Source organism: Segatella maculosa DSM 19339 = JCM 15638, from assembly GCF_000382385.1.
Taxonomy (GTDB): Bacteria; Bacteroidota; Bacteroidia; order Bacteroidales; family Bacteroidaceae; genus Prevotella; species Prevotella maculosa.
This window is the reverse complement of record NZ_KB908333.1, coordinates 24,400-44,842: the sequence shown is the minus strand read 5'-3', so window position 1 is coordinate 44,842 and position 20,443 is coordinate 24,400. Positions and strand designations below refer to the sequence as shown.

Below are 20,443 nucleotides of genomic sequence, written 5' to 3'. Positions count from 1 at the left end.
ATTAGAACAAGGATTAAGACACCGAAGCACCATGTCGTTTCAAAAGGCAACCTGCCTCTCTGTGAGTATCTTCCATTAAAACTAAGGATTAAGGCACAGCATAGGTTTGGGATACTATACCATCAGTAACTCCCCTACTTTTCTACTTCGCGGAGCATGTGAAACTACTTCACGGAGCACGCGAAACAATTCCAGCCATATTAGGCGCTAATCTCAGCCATATTGCGTGGTAATATGGCTGAGATTAGAGCGCAATATGGCTGAGATTACGCGACGTGTCGGTCGGCCGGCCGACCGATGGCAGGCAAAGCGCTTAAAAAAATGAAATATGTGCACATTCTATCCATGTGGTGAAGCATCTTTTAATTATTTATATTACCTTTGCATCACTATTTCGAAATAAATCAGTATTCTAATAAATGAAACAGTACAAGTTAGTAGACAACGTGCTGGGTTGGCTCGCTTTTCTGATAGCCGCCTTTGTTTATTGTTCTACGATTGAGCCGACAGCCAGCTTTTGGGACTGTCCTGAGTTTATCACTACAGGCTATAAACTTGAAATTGGACACCCTCCTGGGGCACCGTTCTTCATGCTTACGGCTAATCTTTTCTCACAGTTTGCGAGCAATCCGGCAGACGTGGCACGCATGGTCAACATGATGAGCGCCCTGTTGAGCGCAACGACCATCATGTTCCTCTTTTGGACGGTGACGAACCTGACGCGCAAGCTCATCCTTAAAGATTGGAACGGGCTCACAACGGCCAAGCTCATTGTCATCGAGGGAGCTGGTCTTGTGGGCACACTCATCTATACATTCAGCGACACCTTCTGGTTTTCGGCTGTCGAAGGCGAGGTTTATGCCTATTCATCTGCCTTTACGGCCATCGTGTTTTGGCTCATTTTGAAGTGGGAAGACCATGCCGACGAGCCGCACAGTGACCGTTGGTTGGTGCTGATTGCCTATATGACAGGCCTCAGTATCGGCGTGCACTTGCTCAATCTGCTTTGTATTCCGGCCATCGTTTTGGTGTTTTGCTATCGCAAGTTCCCCCATATCGAACTCAAAGGTTCGCTCATTGCGTTGCTTGTTTCGTTTGCTATCGTGACAGCCGTGCTCTATGGAGTCGTTCCGGGCATCATAACCGTGGGCGGTTGGTTCGAACTTTTCTTTGTCAATGTGTTGGGTTGTCCGTTCAATACGGGCGAAATCATCTATATCCTGCTGCTTGTTGCCACTGTGCTTTGGGCCATCTATGAAAGTTATACCGACAAGAGCGAGAAGCGAAGCAACATTTCTTTCGTGGCTTCGGTAGCCATGCTCGGTATTCCGTTCTATGGTTATGGCTGGTCGGCCGTGCTTATCGGCATCGTTGTCCTGGCCATACTCTGGTTTGCCTTGAACTATAAGCACACGGTTGACAAGAAGAAAGTGAGCTATGTCACGTCGCGCATCAAGAACACGACCTTGCTTTGTCTGCTGATGCTGATGATTGGCTATTCAAGCTACGCGCTTATCGTTATCCGTTCAACGGCCAATCCGCCCATGGACCAGAACTCACCGGAGGATATCTTTACTTTGGGCAGCTATTTGAGCCGTGATCAGTATGGAGACCGCCCGTTAGGCTATGGCCAGGCCTACACTTCTCAGATAGCGTTACAGGTCGACGGCAACATGTGCAAGCCCGAAATGAGCGAAGGCGCACCCATCTACGCTCGTAAAGAGAAGGCGAACGCCGGGGAAAAAGACTCCTATTTCGTGGTGAGCCACAAGAACAAGTACCGCTATGCACAGAACATGCTCTTCCCACGCATGTACGATCAGGCGCATGCACAGGCCTATGAAGACTGGATGGGCGGTGTCGACGGCACGAATGTTTCGTATGATCGTTGTGGAGAACCCATGACGGTGAAGGTTCCAACACAGGTGGAGAACATTCGTTTCTTCCTTTCCTATCAATGCAACTTCATGTATTGGCGTTACTTCATGTGGAATTTCGCCGGCAGACAGAACGATATTCAGGGCAATGGTGAGTTGGAACATGGCAATTGGATTACGGGAATTCCGTTTATCGACAATGCACGATTGGGCGATCAGAGCAAATTGCCCGACGATTTGCAGAACAATAAAGGCCACAACGTGTTCTATTGTCTGCCACTTTTGCTCGGACTCATCGGTTTGTTCTGGCAGGCTTGGCGTGGACAGCGGGGCATTCGGCAGTTCTGGGTGGTCTTCTTCCTGTTCTTTATGACGGGTTTGGCTATCGTTATCTACCTCAATCAAACCCCGATGCAGCCGCGTGAACGCGACTATGCCTATGCCGGTTCGTTCTATGCCTTTGCCATTTGGTGCGGTATCGGCGTAGCTGCCATCTATGATTTGCTCAAGAAGCGGCTGCGTGTCAGCGAAACAGTTTTGGCAGCCGTGGTTTCGGTCCTTGCATTGCTGGTTCCCATTCAGATGGCCAGCCAGACTTGGGACGACCATGACCGTAGCGGCAGATACACTTGCCGCGATTTCGGCCAAAACTATCTGATGACGCTTCAGGACAAAGGCAATCCTATTATCTTTACCAATGGTGATAATGACACGTTCCCGCTTTGGTATAACCAAGAGGTGGAGGGTGTCAGGACCGACGCTCGTGTTTGTAACCTGAGTTATCTGGCTACCGACTGGTATATCGACCAAATGAAGCGGCCTGCCTACAACTCTCCTGCAGTGCCAATCAGCTGGCCTCGTCTTGATTTCTGCTCGGGAACGAATGATTATATCACCGTGCAGCCCGAGGCTAAGAAGCAGATTCTGCAGTTCTATAAGGAGAATCCGGCACAGGCTAAGGCGCAGTTCGGCGACAATCCGTTCGAATTGAAGAACATCATGAAGTATTGGGTGCGTTCAAAAGACGCCGACATGCACTTTATTCCTACCGATACGGTCTACGTAACGATAGACAAACAGGCCGTGAAACGCAGCGGTATGTTGATGGAGTCTGATTCCATTCCCGAAAAGATGGTGATTTCGCTTGCCGGGAAGAGCGCACTCTACAAGAACGACCTGATGATGCTCGAGATGATTGCGCAATGTAACTGGACACGTCCTATCTATGTGGCCCTCACTGTGGGTGAAGAAAACTACATGAATCTTGGGAACAACTTCATTCAAGAGGGCTTGGCAAACCGCATTACGCCGTTTACGACTAACATAGACGGTAAGGTTGTCAAGGGAATGACAACCTTCGACACGGCCAAAACCTATCGCAATCTGATGACACGCTACAAGTTTGGCGGCCTGCAGACCAAGGGATTGTATATCGATGAAACTGTGATGCGCATGTGTTACACGCATCGTCGTCTCTTTGCCCAACTGGCCAAGCAGCTCATCATGGAGCATAAAGATAAGCAGGCTTTGGCTGTTTTGGACAAATGTACAAAGGTTATCCCGGCTTACAACGTGCCCAATAACTATGTAAGCGGCAGTCTTGACCTTGCAGAATGCTATGCCATACTCGGTCAGAAGGCCAAGGCCAAGGCCTTGTTCAATGATGTTTGGAAGAACTCCACGCAGTACATGAATTGGTATCTGAGCCTTGATGGCAACCGATTCTCGCAATCCATGAGCGATTGTTTGCGTGAAATGTCCATCATGCAGGAGTGTAATAAGGTGGCAGGAGTGATAGATCCGAAGCTCGGAGAGCGTACAGGGCATCAGTTCCAAGCCTTATATAAGATGTATCGCGGGAAGGGTGGGGTGCTTCCGAGCCACGAGTAGACGTTAAAGCGGACGAAAGAGGATGTTTATAGAGCAGCCGGCAAAATGGTTGCGCTGGATTTATCCCGGTGCGACTTGGCGAATGGACAAGAACGAACATGCAGTTTATCTAACGTTCGACGATGGTCCGATTCCCGAGTCGACCCCTTTCATCCTCGAAACGCTGCGGAAATACGACATCAAGGCAACGTTCTTCATGGTCGGTGAAAACGTGTTGAGATACCACGACCTCTATAATCAAATCATTGAAGAGGGGCATCAAGTGGGCAATCACACTTTCAATCACATCGGGTCTTTCAAACATTGGACCATTACCTACGTCATCAACACGCACAAGGCCAACGAATTGATTCATTCACATCTGTTCCGTCCGCCGCATGGTTGGATGCGTTTGTCGGTTTATTGGTGGATAAAAAGGAAGTATAAGATTATCATGTGGGACCTCGTTACGCGCGATTACTCCAAATGGTTAACTGCCGAGGACGTTGTTTCCAATGTGAAACGATACACAAGAAACGGCTCTATCATCACTTTTCATGACTCTTTGAAGAGCATCGATAAGTTGAAGACGGCGTTGCCAAGGTCGATTGAGTGGCTGAAGGAACAAGGATATGAATTCAAGACCTTTGAATAAGCAAGACCTCACGAACGAAATTAAAGCCGAAGCACTGCGCCTCGGCTTTTTTGCTTGCGGCATTGCAGAAGCTGCTCCCGTGGAGAAAGCGACGGCAGACCATGTGAAACGGTGGCTGAAAAAGGGGAACCATGCCAATATGGATTATATGGCTAACCACACGGACAAACGACTTGACCCGCGATTGTTGATGACCGGGGCCCGGAGTATCATCTGCGTTGCCTTGAACTATGCGCCACATACCACCTTTCCTGACGGTGAATACGAACTCGCGGCCTATGCCATAGGCCTCGACTACCATGACATCATGAAAGAAAAACTGCGCCGGTTGGCTGCAAAGTTCGGCTATGAGGACGTACTTATCTGCCAAAATGCCAAACGGAAATGCCGTATTTTTGCTGATACGGGGCCGGTATTGGAACGCTATTGGGCCGAGAAAGCCGGTTTGGGATGGACGGGAAAGAACCATCAACTCATCATTCCGCACGCCGGAAGCATGTTCTTCTTGGGCGAACTTATCGTTGATGAAGAATTGGTTTACGACAGTCCGATGGAAAACCGATGCGGAAATTGCCGGCGATGTATTGAGGCTTGTCCGACAAAAGCCATCACTGAAGGTCACGAAATGAATGCGGCCAGATGCCTTTCTTACCAAACGATTGAGAATAAGAGTGCTCTTTCGAAAGACATTATCGTAGAAATGGGTAACACAATCTATGGCTGTGACCGATGCTTAAAGGCTTGTCCGTGGAACCGATTTGCTACACCTAATGATATTCCCGAGCTGCAACCGAAGGCCGAACTCTTTGAGATGACGAAGCAACAATGGGAAAATCTGACCGAAGAAGAATATCGCAAGCTGTTCAAAGGCAGTGCCGTTAAAAGGGCAAAATATGTGGGACTGATGCGAAATATTCAGGCCGTGGCTTGCTATTCACAGGAAAAACAGCTACCTTTACCACTTAAAATGAAAAACAATGAGCAAGAAAGTAAATAGTTACAAAGCTATGGCAGCCTTGGTAAGAGGCTTTTTTGAGGCTTTTGCCAACGGCATTATCGACAGTCTGATTACAGAAAACGACTTTGAAACGAAGAATGATCCGCGGCATATCAAGCAGGCTATGTTGAAGCATTACGAGGAAATCAGTTCGCATTTTCTTGATATTTTATTCCCCGCTTTGGCCCGTCTTAACTACGCAGATGACGGAAAAATGCAGACCAAACTGCAAGAAACGTTTCAGAATAAACAGCCGGATATGACCGAATATCTGCGGTTTGCCTGTAAAACGGACAGGCTCTACGAGGCTATGGTAACTGAATATAAATGCAATTTCAACATGCTTTTGCAAGGTCAGTTCACGACTATTCCAGAGCATTTTGAGGCATATTCGCGTGGTGTTCAGCTGTCTGTCGTCAACGAACCCATGGCGGTTTGCATCATGGTTAGGGTGCTATTGAAGGCCTATGCTGCCGGGATAAAGGCGTCAAAGACCAAGAAGTCCACCTTCAATCAAGTCACCGTCTATCGCTTATTGTTGCTGAATATCCAACTATTGCTGAACGATGGGCCCTTCAAATCAAGTTCCGAAGACCTGATGGCCCTGTTCAAAGAAGCCTGTGGAACAGAAAACAACTTGAATGTTTTATTCAATTCTCTGGACGATATCTATAAGGAATTGGCCGAAGAAGACGGTATTATCGCAAGCAATGACCAAGCAAACTAAGGAAAAGCTGAGAAACAGTAGGCTGTATAACCGTATGAAGCAGGTTACGAGGCTTACCGACGACTACTGTCTTGATGGTCTTATCGGTCTTGTGCCCGGAGGTTTCGGCGACATGATAGCCGGATTGTTTTCCATGGTGCATGTATATTTCGGGCTGTTCAAGCTCCGTTCTATTCCTTTGACGCTGGCTTTGCTCAATAATATGTTGCGTGACATTCTGTTGGGACTGCTCCCTTTCTACGTTGGAGACCTGATAGACTTCTTTCATAAGGCCAACAAGAAGAACTTCAGACTGATAGATGGTTTTGTGAACGACGATGCGAATATCGTTCACGAGGTTAACCGGAAAGCCGTTCAGGCTGCTATTATCTTCTTTCTGTTGATTGCTTGCATCTTCGCCATGCTGTGGTTGCTGGTTTGGATAGCCGAGAAAATCGGTACGTTCCTATTCACATAAGCCGAAAAAAACAGACCTTATGAACGCATTTCCTGCATTCACAAGGTCTGTTCGCCTTTTTAGTTATCGTTAAAGAACTTTCTTACTGCATATCATAGACTACCTGCATGAGCTTCTTACCCAAAGCGTCGGCTTCTTCCATTGTAGAGGCCTCACTATAGACGCGGATAATCGGCTCGGTATTGCTCTTACGAAGATGCACCCACCTGTCGGGAAAGTCGAGTTTCACGCCATCTATATCGGTCACCTGCACGTCTTTGTCCTTTCCATAAAGTGCTTTTACCTTTATTAAAATGGCATCCACGTCGGTCGAAGATGTCAAATCGATGCGGTTCTTGGCGATGAAATAGGTCGGGAATGTGGCACGAAGCTCGCTCACTTTGCAGCCTTTCCGTGCCAAACTTGACAAGAACAAGGCAATACCTACCAAGGCATCGCGTCCATAATGGCTTTCGGGATAAATCACTCCACCGTTTCCTTCGCCACCGATGACGGCATTCACGGCCTTCATCTTCGTCGTTACGTTCACTTCGCCCACGGCCGCAGCAGTGTAAACGCCGCCATGTTTCTCGGTGATGTCGCGCAAAGCACGTGTTGAACTCAGGTTAGATACCGTGTTTCCCGGCGTATGGCTCAACACATAATCGGCCACCGAGACAAGCGTATACTCCTCGCCGAACATCTTACCGTCTTCACAAATGAAGGCCAAACGGTCAACATCGGGGTCCACAACGATGCCAAGATCGTAGCCACCCTTGCCGATTTCGGCCATAATTCCGCCCAAATTCTTCTCCAACGGCTCCGGATTATGGGCAAAATCGCCTGTGGCTTCACCGTTCAAGAAAGTATATTCCACGCCCAAAGCCTTCAACAATTGGGGCAGAATGATGCCTCCGACCGAGTTAATCGCATCAACAGCCACCTTGAAATGCGCTTTCCTGATGGCTTCTACATCGACTAATTTCAGTGCCAGCACACTGTCTATGTGGCGTTGGTCGAAGTTTTCCTCTGTATATTTGCCCAAATGATCCACATCGGCAAAGGTGAAATCTTCCTTTTCAGCAATGGAAAGCACCTCGTTACCGTTGTCCTTTGTGAGGAATTCACCCTCATTGTTCAGCAGTTTCAGGGCATTCCACTGGCGCGGATTGTGACTTGCGGTGATGATGATGCCGCCTGCAGCCTGCTTCATCCTGACGGCCAGCTCGGTTGTCGGCGTGGTTGCGAGTCCGATGTTGACCACATCATAGCCCATGCCCATCAAAGTGCCGCACACAATGTTCTTTACCATCTCCCCGGATATGCGGGCATCGCGTCCCACGACAATCGTATTGCTGTCAGACTGCTTGCTGCGACGAATGAAAGTCGCGTAAGCCGATGTGAATTTTACGATGTCAAGCGGGTTCAATGTGTCGCCGGACCGTCCGCCGATGGTGCCGCGGATGCCGGAAATAGATTTTATTAAAGTCATATCTTGTGGTTTTTTATCGTCCTCGTTGGTAAGTAAGCTCGTAAAGGCAAGGGTAAACGGCACCCGAGGCCACTGCCGTTCCCTGCGCGGATGGCACAATCAGCCGCACTTTGGCCACCCCTTCCGCGCTTAATTTGCCTAATCGGATATAGGTAAGCGGTGCCAGCAGGCCGTTTGGTACCTTTGGCGTGCGATAAGTGCTCATAAAGACACCCGATTCGAACTGTGCAAAAGGCGAACCAGATATCATTTTGACCTTCATCACGTCAACCAAGGCCGAATAGCGCATGATATTGTTTGAAGAAATCACGGAGTCTGTCATCATGTTCACCTCCGTATATTTCAACAGCACGGTAGCTGTCTCGTTAGGTCCAAGGACTTTGCCCGTTCCGCGGCGGACAATCTGCATATAGACGCCCGAACTGTTGAAAAGCACAAATTGGTTTTTAGACAAATCCGTGGTCGTGTCCTGCGAAAGAAACTGCTCCTCGCTGATGACGTTCACTTTTTTGTCGGCTATATACTGGTTGATGACCGCGCGTTCTCTCTTCTTTTTCTCTGCATAAGTCTCCGAATCGCGACATGAGGCGAGCAACAGAAGACCCGTCAGAGCAAGAAGCAAGAATGATGTTTTCTTCATTTTCAATATTTTCAGTGATTGATTTGCATTATAAGATGATGAGACAAAGATACGAATTTCCCTACGGATAGTGAGGTTTCCATACTGTTTTTTGTGATATTTCCCATTTTTTAAGTTTTCAACAAGTCTGCATATTTCAGCAAGGCACGCTGCATCACGCGTTCGGCTTCGTCCAGACTGCAATGCAATTTGCCCCCGCTGGCATTGAGATGTCCGCCCCCGTTGAAGAATTCGGCAGCCATTTCGTTACATGGAAAGTCGTCAACCGAGCGCAGACTGACGAGCACAAGGTCGTCATGGCGGTCGTCTTCACGGAGCGAAACCGACAGTTTCTGCCCCTTGATGCGTAGCGGTTCGTTGACAAGTCCCTCCAAATCGCCCCGCACGAAATGGAATTTTTTCATGTCTCGACGGCTCACTGTGAAGTAAGCGGCATGCAGTTCGTCATACACTTTGAGGCATTCACTCATCAGGTAGCCCCTTAATCGAATGGCCCACTGGCTGTAGTTGTTGTACACATTGCGGTAAATCTTGTCCTTATCGATGCCGGTTGTGAGAAGCATTCCAATGATGGTATAAATCTCGGGCCGTGTCGAATTATACGTAAAGCCCCCAGTGTCGGTCATCATTCCGCAGTAAATAGGGGCCGCAATCTTTTGGTCTATCTGCTCAAATCCGCTCAATTGGCAGATGATTCTGAACACCAATTCGCACGTACTGCTGGCTTCTGGGTGCGAAACCGACAGGATTCCGGCGATAGAAGGATTGAGATGATGGTCGATCATCACGCGTTTTGCGGGTGCAATATCAATGGGTTCTTGCAACTCTTCGAGCCGGTTTGTCTCGTTAAAGTCCAGACAAAAGATTAGATCGGCATGCAAACAGAGAGCCTTTACCTCGTCGGTATGCTTGTCATAACGCATCACTTGTTCGATGCCCGGCAGCCATCTTAGGAAGTCGGGAAAGGCATCGGGCACGACAATCCGCGGCGACTTGCCCTGCCGGCGCAAGTATTCGGCCCACGCCAAGCAGGCACCCAAGGCGTCGCCGTCAGGACTTTTATGGCCCACGATGATGATATTCTCGGCATTGCGAATAGTCTCTTTCAAGATGGCGACTTCGCTTTCGTTGATGATTTCCAATTGCATAATGGGTGCAAAGATAGTAAAAAACGATGAGAGAAATGGAGATTGCGTGATGATTTCAATCCTATTGCGTTTCAATCTCACCCATTTTGCCGCGCAATATGGGTGAAATTATCGTGCAAAATGGCTGAGATTAGCATGCAAAATGGCTGAGATTGGAACGCAAGATGTAAGTCGTTGATTATCAATTTGAATAACCTTCCGGTTTATTCGAATGTATGTAGGGACGCACGACTCGTACGTCCACTCACATTGCAGTTGACAGTTGACAAGTAAACGGTTGAACAAGTTGATTGTTATACGGCATATAGGGGTGCACAGCTCGTGCGTCCGCTCCAATAACCGTATGCATTTGTTTGCCATTCACTTTGAGCGGACGCACAAACCGTGCGTCCCTATATATCTATCATAGCCGTCGTTCAGAACAGTTTGGCCGGATAGACGCCGTCGTTGATGAGCGTTTGAATTTTATCTACCACACTTTGACGGTCGGCCGCATAGGTAACGCCGAACCATTTACTGGTGGTGTCGAGCACTTTCACGGTGGCTGTCTTCTCACCAATGAGTTTATTGACCATTAATGGGATAAAGAACTCGGCTTTTAGGTTGGTCATGTTCTTCGGATCGGCAAGAAACTCCTTGAAATAGGCCTCACTATAGTCGAAATAGTCAGGCGTGAAGCCCCACACGTTCATGGAAACGGGCGTGCTGTCGGCCACGCTTACCCACTTGCCTTGCTCGTCTTTATACTGAACCGTGCCGTCGTGACGCTCGATTTCGGTGCGTTCCACAACGTCAGTCAGGTTGCCTTCGGCATCTTTCGAGCAGATACCGCGGGCTACAGTGCCGTTGTCACTGAGCGTATTCCCTACGCGGAAGCCCACCATGGCATAGCGGTTGCGGCTGCCTTCGGGCAAATCGCTGAGGAACTTGCCAATGACTTTGAAGCAATCCCGGTTGTAGAAATCGTCACAGTTGATGACACAGAACGGTTCTTTAATGACATCCTTCGCCATCAACACGGCGTGGTTCGTTCCCCAAGGCTTTTCGCGTCCCACGGGAACGTTATAGCCTTCCGGAAGGGCGTCGATTCCTTGGAAAACCAGCTCGGCTGGGATATGACCTTCGTATTTTGACAGGATTTTCGTACGGAATTCGGCCTCGAAATCCTTTCGGATTACAAAGACAATCTTGCCGAATCCGGCCTGAATGGCATCATAAATGGAGTAGTCCATAATGGTTTCTCCGTTGGGACCTAAGCCGTCGAGCTGCTTGAGTCCGCCGTAACGGCTACCCATTCCGGCAGCCAAAAGTAACAATGTAGGTTTCATAGAATATGTTTTATGTGTTATTTGAATTGCAAATATACCAAATTTCCGTGAATTCAGCCAACAGAATAGCCTTTTTCTTCTGCCAAAAAGCTTTTCAGAACGGCATTCCTATGGCGAAATGCAGGCTGTGGCTGTCCTTGAAATTGGGCAGATTGTAGAGTCCAGACTTGTAAGGCAGGTGCAAACCAACGCCCCAATCGATGCGAATGACGAAGAAATCGAGGTCGTAACGCAGGCCAAGGCCGGTACCTACGGCCATTTCGCGTGCCATGTTGCGGAGTTTGAACTTGCTTCCCGGTCGGTCGGAAGTCTCTTTCATGGTCCACACGTTGCCGGCATCAAGAAACAGCGCGCCATATAGGTTGCCCAACAGTCTTGGACGGTATTCGATGTTGGCCAAAAACTTGATGTCGCCCGTCTGATCAAGGTAAGATGTGGTCGCAGCCGTTGGATAATAGGCACCGGGCCCCACGCTGCGCACCGTGAAAGCACGAATACTGTTGGCTCCTCCCACGTAGAATTGCTCGCTCCAAGGCGCCATTGCGGAGTTTCCGTAGGCCCAAATGGCACCAAGGTTAATGTGTCCGACGAGCTGTGACTTATTGGCGAGCCTCCATGTCTTGCGGAATTCGGTCTCAATCTTGGCGTATTGCGCATACGGGTTCTTGAACATCGTCTTGTCTTTCTCGTTCCATTGTCGTCCGCCAAGCACATAACCGAGCGACAAGATGTTGGCCGCTTCGCTCACGGTTGTCTGCCACCAGATGGGGTTGCGGTAAGATTTGGGACTGGTGTAGATGTAACTGTAGCGCATCTTGGGTATGAATTGGTCTTTCATCGACACTTGAAGATAAGGACTTTTAGCCATCAAAGCATCGAACTTGGCCGAATGTGATGACATGTATTCATACTCTAACGTGAGCGGAGTGTACTGATGCATCGAAGTTTCAGAGGTTTGAAAGGTGTAGGACAGCTCGCCCGACACGATATGTCGCTTGAAATAACCCGCACGGTTGATGACACTCGTAGATGCTTTCAGGAGTGTAGTCGGCGTAATAAAGAAACGGCGCCGCTGCATGATGGGAAGTAGCAGGTGAGGAAACTCCAACGAGGCGTCACCTCCATATTCATAGGAATGAATATTGTCGCCTCTGCCGCTTGCGGCATGTCCCGTTTGCCACTCATAAGAGCCTTTCAGGTTGATATCCAGCTTCTCTCCGCCATGAAAAGCATTGCGTTTGGTGAAGCCAACCACGATTCCCGGCCCCATACGGCCGCTGGTACGCCCGGTATAGTTGGTCTCGAAGTAAACATCATAAGGCTTGTCGAACACACAATTCAGCTTCAAATCGAGCGTATCGCAGCTCGGTGACGCGTCACGCGGTGTAAACTGAAAGTCAACCAAGCTGAAAAGGCCGTTGCCTGTAATTCGGTTTGAAGACTCGATATAGTCATCATAGCTGAAAAGTTGGCGTGGACGCAATTTCAAGTCGCGCAGAATAACGCCCGGACGGACAGGAGAATGCTTCCCATTGAAGTATACTGTGAGGCGACGCAAGTGGATAGAGTCTTGCAATGTGTCGGAGAACTGTTTGCGGAGTTGTAGTTCAACATTGCCGATGTACCACTTTCGTAATGCTTTTGCAGGAATGGAGTCGGCTAATTGGAACTTGAGTTGCACCTTTCCCGGCACAAGAAGCGTGTCAGCCAGATAAGAAGCGTAGCCCGGTTGATAATAATAATAGCCATTATTGCGGAAAAGGTTGCTCACTCTCTGGCGTTCCGCGTCGAGCATCGCCACATCGAAGGCGTCACCACGCTTGATCTTCGCCTCTTTTCTGCTTGCTTGCAACAGACTGTCAGCGTCGTCGGGGAACCGGACATAAGAAATGCTGTCGAAAGTAAAGAGATGGCCCATATTAATGGTGTAGGCTATCTTCGCTTTCTTGGGGTTTCGCTGCGTAATAGCCTCGAAGTCGACCTTTCCATGGAAGTAACCGTGAGACTTCAATACGGATTGTGCCACCGAAGCACGTAGTTCTGGATTGACCCAACTCATCAAAACGGGAGCCTTCCCGAACGATTTTGTCAGCCATTTTCCTATGTGTCCGTGCGAAGTTGAGAAGGCGTTCCACACCCAAAGCCCGTAAGGAAAGGGCGTACGATAATAAGAACTGCCCAGGAGAGCACCGTTCGGGGCACATGCCAAAGCTGCTTCCAACTCGTCTTGTGTCGCATAAAAATGGCTATTATGGTCGTAATTCTTATACTCGATCTTTGTCAGACCGACATATAATTGGTCACCTTCGGGCACTTTATCGGTGGTAGAACAGGCGATTAGCAGTCCCGCCACCGATAAAACCAAGAGAAATCTATTTTTTTTCATTGCGTTCATTCTTGATTGTGGGCGTCTTGCTCGGCTTAACCGGAGCCGGCGGTACTTCATCCTTGGCTTCTTTGAATCTGAAAAGGTCTTGGAAATGCTGCAATTTACGCCGCCAGATAAAGCCTCCGCCATACAGTCCCATGTCACCTTCAAGCCAATCGTAGCTGTCTCGGTTGTAGAAGAGTCGCAAATACTGCGTGGAAGCCTCGTTCAAACGGTATTCGAAGGAGACGTTGCTAAAGAAAGATTCATTCTGATTGGCCACATCGGGGCCCGTTGACAGTTTCCCGCCGACGATGATGCGCAGTTTATTGTTCCAAAGTCGCTTGGCAAACTTGAATGAATAGTCCGTATGTTGGTTTCCACCAGCGTCCGTTGTGTTGTCCATTCCAAAGCTTAGGTCGAGTGTTCGCAGGGCATTGCCGGCAATACTGTTGATTTGGCTCTGCAAGAAGGCGCTCAAAGCAGAGTTCATGGAGAAAGAACTCGTATTACCATCCGTTAGATACATTCCCGTTGTAAGCATCGTTACGGCCACTTTTCCTCGTGCTTCCTTGCCCATAGTGTTGAGTTGGTTGCTCACTTCCATGTCTTCGGGTGCATCGATGATGAATTCCAGCCCCATATCCTTAAGGGTTTTGCTGATTTTTACACCGCAATCGAAATCTACACTGCGGCCGGTTCCGCCGTTCGAAGAGACAGCTGCCTTGATCTTTTCCGTGGCCGTGATGTTCAGTCCCGGGTTCATTGGGTCGCCATTGAACCTTATATAGCTTCCATCATGAATGCTGAAGGTCTTGAGCGGTATTACGGGAAGCGCGTATTTCATCTCTCCGTTGCTGAGTGTATAGCGACCATTGAGGCGCAAGTTGTCCACCATATTGTATTGCATGCGCAGGTTTCCCCCACCGATGAGGTCCACATAGTTCGACTTATCACTGTTCAGCGCGCAAAGGATGTGGGCACTTTCATTAATACTCATTGAGAGGTCCATGTTGAAACCGGTCAGCGGCGGTCGGTTTATCACCTGTGTTGTCTCGTCTTTGAAGTCGGTGAACTTCACAAGGTCGTCTAATTGGTTGTCCGTCGTAATGGGAGAGTCGCGCAGAATGTATGTCATATCGGTCGAACCGAGTATATCGAGCTTCCCTCGCATCGTAAGATTGTCAACTCTTCCTTTCATTTGTGCATAGAAGTTCACGAAGGCTTTGCCGAAAGCTTCAGAACGTGAGCTCTCTTTCGCATCGATAATGAGGAAGTTACGCGCCCTCATTTGCACGTCCAACCTCATTCTATCCAAGTCGCTAAAGTCGAAAACACCGGCCACCATCAATGGACTATCGTTGTGAGCATACATCTGGAAGTTCTCAAAAAGCAGTTTGCTGTCTTTGATTGTCACGGGATCGTTGTCGAACCTCATTTCCACACCGTACGGAATGCTCACTAAATAGGCTGAATCCAAGTAGACTTCACCGTTTACTCGTGGGCGACTTGGCGTTCCTTTCACCTCAAGATTACCTTCAGCATAGCCTTTGAAACCTATCACTTGCTTAGGAATGAACCCGTTTGCAAGCTCCATCGGCAGGCGTTCGAGGTCAAGTTGAACATCAAGTTGTCCGCTTCCTCCCGAACGATAAGAGCCATTTACCGTTGCAATCTCCTTGCCGTTCTGCGTCAGCACACCGTCTACAGCGTGCGTTCCGTCTTGTTTCGGCATGTAAACAAACTCTGTTCCGATATTACCCATGGGACAATGCTCATAAACAAAGTTGCGAATAGACATGTCGGAAGAGACAGAAAGCGCGTCATGGGTCTGTATCAGGTGATAGTCTCCATTCAGTTCGCCCGATATGGCCGGCATGTAAGGAAGCACAGAAAGGATATCTTGCAGTCTGAACCGATGGAGCGACACCGTCATGTCTTGCAAGGCTTCATGGTTAGCATCATTGGTATAGACTTGAACGCCCATGCCGTCAGAGGCCTTCAGTTCGAGATTGGCCGAGAGCCGACGGTCATCTCCGAGGTAGACATAGTTGCTATCGTTCACGGAAAAGGCCTTGTAGCCCAAGATGGGACGTGGGGATGAGACACTCAGGCGGAGGCCGTGGTCTTCCATTGCAGCAAGCAACGAGACGTCAATGCCCAATCTGTTGCTCTCATCGTAGAGCCGTGCTCGAAGTGAAGAGCCATGTTCGTTGAGCTGTCCGTCGGCAATTGCACGGAACACGTAATGCGGATTCTTCTTGTTATTGATGACCTCGGCTCGATATATGCCTCGTTCTTCGGCTGAATGAATGCGGAATTTCACCGTGTCGAGCAGGACACTGTCAACGACAAGTGAGTCTATAAGCATCGAACCGTTTAATCCCGACTGTCTTGATGAATGCATATCGATGTCAGCACGGGCGAATTGGCAGCCATACTGCTGGAGAAACCTGACGAAGATATTGTCTTTTCCACTCCGAAGGAACACGTGTGCATCGGGCAACCGATGGCGAAGCCGTGGCTGATCGATGGTGCGTCTTTTCAATTGTCGTTGCAATTCGTCCACGAATACCTGGCTTTCATTGAGCAACCGTTCATAGTTGCCCGAGCCAGCAAAGTGAAGTTGGAAATCACCGCTGCTGAATGCGGCGTATGTTGTGTCTCGTCTTGCCAGCACATCAATGAACATATCGTTCGGACGATAGCGTCTTTGGTTCTCTTCGATGGTGACTTCGCCGATATGTCCCTGAACCTTGTGGAATTGTTTGAAGTCCGAAGCGATGTCCAGATGGGCACATAGCGACGTCATCAAGGGCTTGTCAACAAGGTGCAACCGATAAAGATCGGCCTGTTTTAGGTCGCAAGCTACCGTACCCTTAAATATATGATGGCCCAATAAGGCTGCAAGACTGATGCTTCCTTTCAGCAACGGACTCTCACCGTGAATGAAAGCATTGGCCGTTCCCTTTGACAGCGTGGCCTCGGCCGTGACTCCTGAAAGGTCATATTGCGCATATCGGAAACGGTCGATGCGAGCTTTGGCCTTGATTCGGCTGTGGGGCGACATTAAATCAGTCCCCGTTCCATAGAGTTCGATGTTCCCTGTGAAAGGATATAGCTTTTGCCGGGGCACAAAGTTCCCAATAGGGAAACGCCGGGCCAGCAACTTTGCCTGATAGGTCATGCGTTTGGCATCGAGACGGGCCTGAACAAAAGCGCTTCCTTGACCTTGTCTGACAGTCACATCGCCTGCATAATACGCCGAAGAGAAACGTAGTCGGCCATCAACACTGATGCCTGCGGGAATATTGAAAGCCTTTTGCTGTTGCCGGGGAAGCATTGTTGTGGCAAACCCTATATAAGAAGTACGGGCATAAAGGGTCACATCGCCCTCTAAACGGGCTGGCTTATCCAAATGGGAAAGAAAGCCGTTGGCATATAAAGAACCCACCGTAGACAGTGAGACCGCTAAGTTAGTGAAGCGAAGTCGTTGCAGGTTGCCTCTCAAAAGCCCGCTGACAGTCAGTCCCCACGTGGGGCATTGCCGGCGAAAGGCAGAAGGAAGGGTCGCCATGAACGGCAAAAGGTCTTGCTTTCCCAATGTTGCATTCAGCCATACACGGAGTATTCCCGGCCGTTGCGCTGCGAAAGCGTCGAAAGGTAGGTCTACTCGGGCCTGAAGTGCTGAATGTGGTGTCTTGAGATAAAGGTCGGGCAGGCGAAGACGGGTCGTATCCATCTCGACTACACCTTTCAATGCAGTCAACTGTAGCCCGCTTTGCTCCTTAAAGGCCAACCGTCGCAGACGAAGAGACAGTTTTTCCGATACGTAACCCAGTGAATCGATGCCCACGGCCACTTCCGAGAGCGCCACATGGTTCGGATCGAACCCTTTCGTGCGGGCTTTCAGCCGATTGTCGTACTGAAAACGCCCTCCTGTCAGGTCGAACTTTTCCACTTCGTAGCTTGCTTTGAAAAGGTCGAACCGCCCATCTTCGACAACCGTCTCGCCTAAATAGGCCTTCAACCGAAGCGTGTCTCCGGGCAAATCAACCGTAAGTGCCGTGCGCATTACGCTCACTTTGCCCACTTCTATCTTCCAATGGTTCTCACTTTTGGTCGTATCTTTCGGCACAGTGTCGCTCATTGCAACGCTGAGCACGGCATCTTTCAAATGAGCCACGTCCACTTTCAATGTCTGTGCGGCCAAGTCAATGCCATGGGCCTGCAGATCAAGCCGCCCGATATGGCCTTTCACGCGTGCTTCATGAACAAAGTTGGCCGTGTTGAGTCGCATGTCTTCAATGGCCAACTCGTCAATCTCGACTTGCTGATGCAGCAAAGGCCACAGCCGAACATCGGCAATGAGCTTTCGAACATCAGCCACCGTGTCTCTCACTTGCGGGAGGGAGTCGTTCGGTTGAATGACTTTAACACCCTCTATGCCCAAATCTAAGGGGAATTCAAGGTTGACATGTGCCACGGAAATCTGCATTCCCGTTTTATCGGAGGCGTATGAAGCTACTTGTTTTACTGCCCAATTCTGAAAAGGTGGGAAATAAAACAGCAAAGCCAAGGCGGCAAAGAGTATGAAAGGCGCGGCCACGACAGCGCAGGCCCACTTGATTTTCTTCGTCATATACGCAGTTTTTTGCGCATTTCTATGGGATTTGTCTCCGTTTCTTATTGATATTTCTGTTTTGCGAAAGTAAAACAAAAAAACGAATTATGCAAGTTTCGAAGAAAAAAATGCCATATGGGTACGCTGTTGGCTACATTGTTGATGGTAAAACTGCCGGTAAAGGCAACGCACATGGCCCTTTTCGCGGTCGGAATCGGACAAAATACTCATTCAGCAGCACTGTTCCCACCATCAAGAGAAGCAATACCTTCTGCCAAAGCCGCCCATAAGCGATCGTCGGGAAGTGGAGATAAGATGTTGATGTGTGCTTTTGAAACGGGATGAATAAATTCCATGTGGTGTGAAAGCAGGGAGATACTGCCGTCGGGATTGCTCCGTGGGGCGCCGTATTTCAAATCTCCCTTGATGGGACAGCCCATATTGGCCAACTGACAGCGTATCTGATGGTGCCGACCCGTCAGAAGATGCACTTCAAGAAGGTGGTAATTGTCGGAACTGGCCAGTAGGCAGTAGTGGAGTATCGCCTTCTTTGCGCGGGGAACTTCATGGTTGTAGGCATAACTTTTGTTCTGTTTCTCGTTCCTGACCAGCCAATCCGTCAAAGTTCCCTCGGGTTTTTCGGGACTGTTCTTCGTGACAGCCCAATACGTTTTGTGCACCTCTCCGTCGCGAAACATCTTGTTCAGCCGCGTCAAAGCTTTAGAAGTCTTGGCAAAAACGACTAATCCCGCCACCGGACGGTCAAGCCGATGCACCACTCCGAGGTACACATTGCCCGGTTTTTGATACTTTTCTTTAAGGTAGTTCCTGACCGTTTCAGACAGAGGTTCGTCACCTGTCTTGTCACCTTGGACGATTTCGCCACTGCTTTTGTAGACAATCATCAGATGATTGTCTTCATAGATTACTTTCATCGGGCTGATATAAAAAACAAGCATCATTCATCGTGCCAAACGACATGATGAATGATGCATGATAAATCGCAAGGTCTTACATGTTCATTCCACCGTCGACCTGAATCACTTGGCCTGAAACATAGCTCGAAAGGTCAGAAGCCAAGTAGACAGCTGTGTTGGCAATGTCGTCAACCGTACCGCCCCGGCGAAGTGGAATCTTGCTGATCCACTCCTTACGCACGTTTTCTGGCAACGCTTGTGTCATTGCCGTGTCGATGAAACCGGGCGCAATAGCGTTGGCACGAATGCCCTTCGGTCCCATTTCCTGACCGATACTCTTGGCCAAGGCAATCAATCCGGCCTTCGAAGCCGCGTAGTTCGACTGGCCAGCATTGCCATGAACACCAACAACCGAAGCCATATTGATGATGGAACCGCCATGCTGACGCATCATAACCGGCACACATGCGTGGATAAAATTGAAGGCACTCTTCAGGTTTACGGCGATGACTGCGTCCCATTGTTGCTCGGTCATGCGGAGCATAAGGCCGTCCTTAGTGATGCCGGCATTGTTGACAAGGATGTCAACTGAGCCGAATTCCTCTTTCACTTGCTTGACAACTTCTTCCGATTGTGCGAAGTCTGCGGCATTACTTGCATAACCTTTGACCTTAACACCAAGTGCGGCAATCTCTCGTTCGGTAGCCAAACCGCCGTGTTCCTCATCGATGAGAAGGTCTGTAAACGCAATGTTTGCACCTTCAGAAGCAAATTTCAACGCGATAGCTTTGCCAATACCGCGCGCAGCTCCTGTAACCAGTGCGGTCTTACCCGCCAATAATCCTTTTCCGTTCATAGAAATAAATATTTAATGATTGATGATTTGCAACCTTCAATGAAATACTTTGCAAAGTTAGATATTTTTTTTCAATTATAAGCCGGTTGAGATAAAAAACCGAAATAATCCTTGGTTTCAAGGAAGATGCTCATGGAAGAACCTCAATTCTTACGTCCATGCGATGCTGTTTCAGCCATTAAATACGCAATAGGGCCGAGATGGAGCTGTAGGGACGTACGGTTCGTACGTCCGCTCGCGGTGAAATGAAAAACAAATGCACACGGTTGTTTGAGTGGACGTACGAGCCGTGCGTCCCTATAGCTATTTGGTTGGAAATCAACGGCTTGCATTTCGCTTTCTAATATGACCTATTTTGCGTGCTGAAATGGGCCATATTACAACGCAATATCAGCTATATTGCGCGACGAAATGGCTGAGATTGGAGCGCAAAGTGGTTGAGATTGGAATGCAAGGCGTAAGTCGTTGGTAATCAATATAGATGATATTAAAAAGTACTTGGGAGTATG

At 48.9% G+C, this 20,443-nt stretch carries 13 protein-coding genes and 1 CRISPR repeat array (1 of these 14 cut by a window edge); of the genes, 5 read left to right on the top strand and 8 right to left on the bottom strand.

All coding sequences use genetic code 11. From position 1 onward, the window contains the following. A CRISPR array of direct repeats spans positions 1 to 20; the repeat unit is 37 nt (it extends 301 nt beyond the left edge of the window). A 399-nt stretch (positions 21 to 419) separates the two neighbouring features. The 5 genes from H164_RS0111025 to H164_RS0111005 are packed head-to-tail and all read left to right on the top strand — an operon-like array spanning position 420 to position 6,582. After that, positions 420 to 3,767 (top strand): protein O-mannosyl-transferase family, encoded by a 3,348-nt coding sequence (locus H164_RS0111025; RefSeq protein WP_019968669.1) that lies wholly within the window; start codon positions 420 to 422, stop codon positions 3,765 to 3,767. Positions 3,768 to 3,789: 22 nt separating this feature from the next. Next, positions 3,790 to 4,401, top strand: a complete 612-nt coding sequence (locus H164_RS0111020; protein ID WP_019968668.1) for a polysaccharide deacetylase family protein — start codon at positions 3,790 to 3,792, stop codon at positions 4,399 to 4,401. After that, on the top strand, positions 4,379 to 5,398 hold the full coding sequence (queG, locus tag H164_RS0111015; RefSeq protein ID WP_019968667.1) for a tRNA epoxyqueuosine(34) reductase QueG: 1,020 nt from the start codon (positions 4,379 to 4,381) through the stop codon (positions 5,396 to 5,398). The genes H164_RS0111020 and queG overlap by 23 nt, the downstream gene beginning before the upstream one ends. After that, entirely contained in the window at positions 5,379 to 6,125 is a 747-nt protein-coding gene (locus H164_RS0111010) for a hypothetical protein (RefSeq protein ID WP_019968666.1), read from the top strand. Before queG ends, H164_RS0111010 begins: the two co-directional genes overlap by 20 nt. Further along, on the top strand, positions 6,109 to 6,582 hold the full coding sequence (locus H164_RS0111005) for a DUF4112 domain-containing protein (protein ID WP_008566324.1): 474 nt from the start codon (positions 6,109 to 6,111) through the stop codon (positions 6,580 to 6,582). The genes H164_RS0111010 and H164_RS0111005 overlap by 17 nt, the downstream gene beginning before the upstream one ends. An 82-nt stretch (positions 6,583 to 6,664) precedes the next feature. Here H164_RS0111005 and glmM read toward each other — a convergent pair whose 3' ends face one another. From glmM to fabG, 8 genes are all read right to left on the bottom strand, one after another. Then, positions 6,665 to 8,053 carry a phosphoglucosamine mutase gene (gene glmM, locus H164_RS0111000; RefSeq protein ID WP_019968665.1) on the bottom strand — a complete coding sequence of 463 codons (1,389 nt, stop codon included), beginning with the start codon at positions 8,051 to 8,053 and terminating at the stop codon, positions 6,665 to 6,667. Between the two features lie 13 nt (positions 8,054 to 8,066). Further along, the gene (locus tag H164_RS0110995) at positions 8,067 to 8,693 is read right to left on the bottom strand and encodes a DUF4827 domain-containing protein (RefSeq protein ID WP_019968664.1); all 627 of its coding nucleotides are present in this window, start codon (positions 8,691 to 8,693) and stop codon (positions 8,067 to 8,069) included. Between the two features lie 110 nt (positions 8,694 to 8,803). Next, positions 8,804 to 9,841: a DHH family phosphoesterase gene (locus H164_RS0110990; RefSeq protein WP_019968663.1), complete on the bottom strand. Its 1,038-nt coding sequence runs from the start codon at positions 9,839 to 9,841 to the stop codon at positions 8,804 to 8,806. 416 nt (positions 9,842 to 10,257) lie between these two features. Continuing rightward, complete coding sequence (locus tag H164_RS0110985; protein WP_019968662.1) at positions 10,258 to 11,169, bottom strand: glycosyltransferase family protein; 912 nt, start codon at positions 11,167 to 11,169, stop codon at positions 10,258 to 10,260. Positions 11,170 to 11,263: 94 nt separating this feature from the next. Further along, a complete protein-coding gene (tamL, locus tag H164_RS0110980; protein WP_455430846.1) occupies positions 11,264 to 13,555 on the bottom strand; it encodes a translocation and assembly module lipoprotein TamL in 2,292 nt (763 codons plus the stop codon). Beyond that, on the bottom strand, positions 13,542 to 18,179 hold the full coding sequence (locus H164_RS0110975; protein ID WP_019968660.1) for a translocation/assembly module TamB domain-containing protein: 4,638 nt from the start codon (positions 18,177 to 18,179) through the stop codon (positions 13,542 to 13,544). The genes tamL and H164_RS0110975 overlap by 14 nt, the downstream gene beginning before the upstream one ends. Before the next feature lie 209 nt (positions 18,180 to 18,388). Continuing rightward, positions 18,389 to 19,096, bottom strand: coding sequence for an RluA family pseudouridine synthase (locus H164_RS0110970; RefSeq protein WP_025830258.1), 708 nt, complete (start codon positions 19,094 to 19,096; stop codon positions 18,389 to 18,391). A 76-nt stretch (positions 19,097 to 19,172) separates the two neighbouring features. Next, the gene (gene fabG / locus H164_RS0110965) at positions 19,173 to 19,934 is read right to left on the bottom strand and encodes a 3-oxoacyl-[acyl-carrier-protein] reductase (protein WP_008566309.1); all 762 of its coding nucleotides are present in this window, start codon (positions 19,932 to 19,934) and stop codon (positions 19,173 to 19,175) included. Positions 19,935 to 20,443: the final 509 nt, after the last annotated feature.

What these genes read in the sequence shown, in the direction of transcription:
- H164_RS0111025 (WP_019968669.1), top strand. Translation starts at nt 420, where the DNA reads ATGAAACAGTACAAGTTAGTAGACAACGTGCTGGGTTGGCTCGCTTTT.
- H164_RS0111020 (WP_019968668.1), top strand. Translation starts at nt 3,790, where the DNA reads ATGTTTATAGAGCAGCCGGCAAAATGGTTGCGCTGGATTTATCCCGGT.
- queG (WP_019968667.1), top strand. Translation starts at nt 4,379, where the DNA reads ATGAATTCAAGACCTTTGAATAAGCAAGACCTCACGAACGAAATTAAA.
- H164_RS0111010 (WP_019968666.1), top strand. Translation starts at nt 5,379, where the DNA reads ATGAGCAAGAAAGTAAATAGTTACAAAGCTATGGCAGCCTTGGTAAGA.
- H164_RS0111005 (WP_008566324.1), top strand. Translation starts at nt 6,109, where the DNA reads ATGACCAAGCAAACTAAGGAAAAGCTGAGAAACAGTAGGCTGTATAAC.
- glmM (WP_019968665.1), bottom strand. Translation starts at nt 8,053, where the DNA reads ATGACTTTAATAAAATCTATTTCCGGCATCCGCGGCACCATCGGCGGA.
- H164_RS0110995 (WP_019968664.1), bottom strand. Translation starts at nt 8,693, where the DNA reads ATGAAGAAAACATCATTCTTGCTTCTTGCTCTGACGGGTCTTCTGTTG.
- H164_RS0110990 (WP_019968663.1), bottom strand. Translation starts at nt 9,841, where the DNA reads ATGCAATTGGAAATCATCAACGAAAGCGAAGTCGCCATCTTGAAAGAG.
- H164_RS0110985 (WP_019968662.1), bottom strand. Translation starts at nt 11,169, where the DNA reads ATGAAACCTACATTGTTACTTTTGGCTGCCGGAATGGGTAGCCGTTAC.
- tamL (WP_455430846.1), bottom strand. Translation starts at nt 13,555, where the DNA reads ATGAAAAAAAATAGATTTCTCTTGGTTTTATCGGTGGCGGGACTGCTA.
- H164_RS0110975 (WP_019968660.1), bottom strand. Translation starts at nt 18,179, where the DNA reads ATGACGAAGAAAATCAAGTGGGCCTGCGCTGTCGTGGCCGCGCCTTTC.
- H164_RS0110970 (WP_025830258.1), bottom strand. Translation starts at nt 19,096, where the DNA reads ATGAAAGTAATCTATGAAGACAATCATCTGATGATTGTCTACAAAAGC.
- fabG (WP_008566309.1), bottom strand. Translation starts at nt 19,934, where the DNA reads ATGAACGGAAAAGGATTATTGGCGGGTAAGACCGCACTGGTTACAGGA.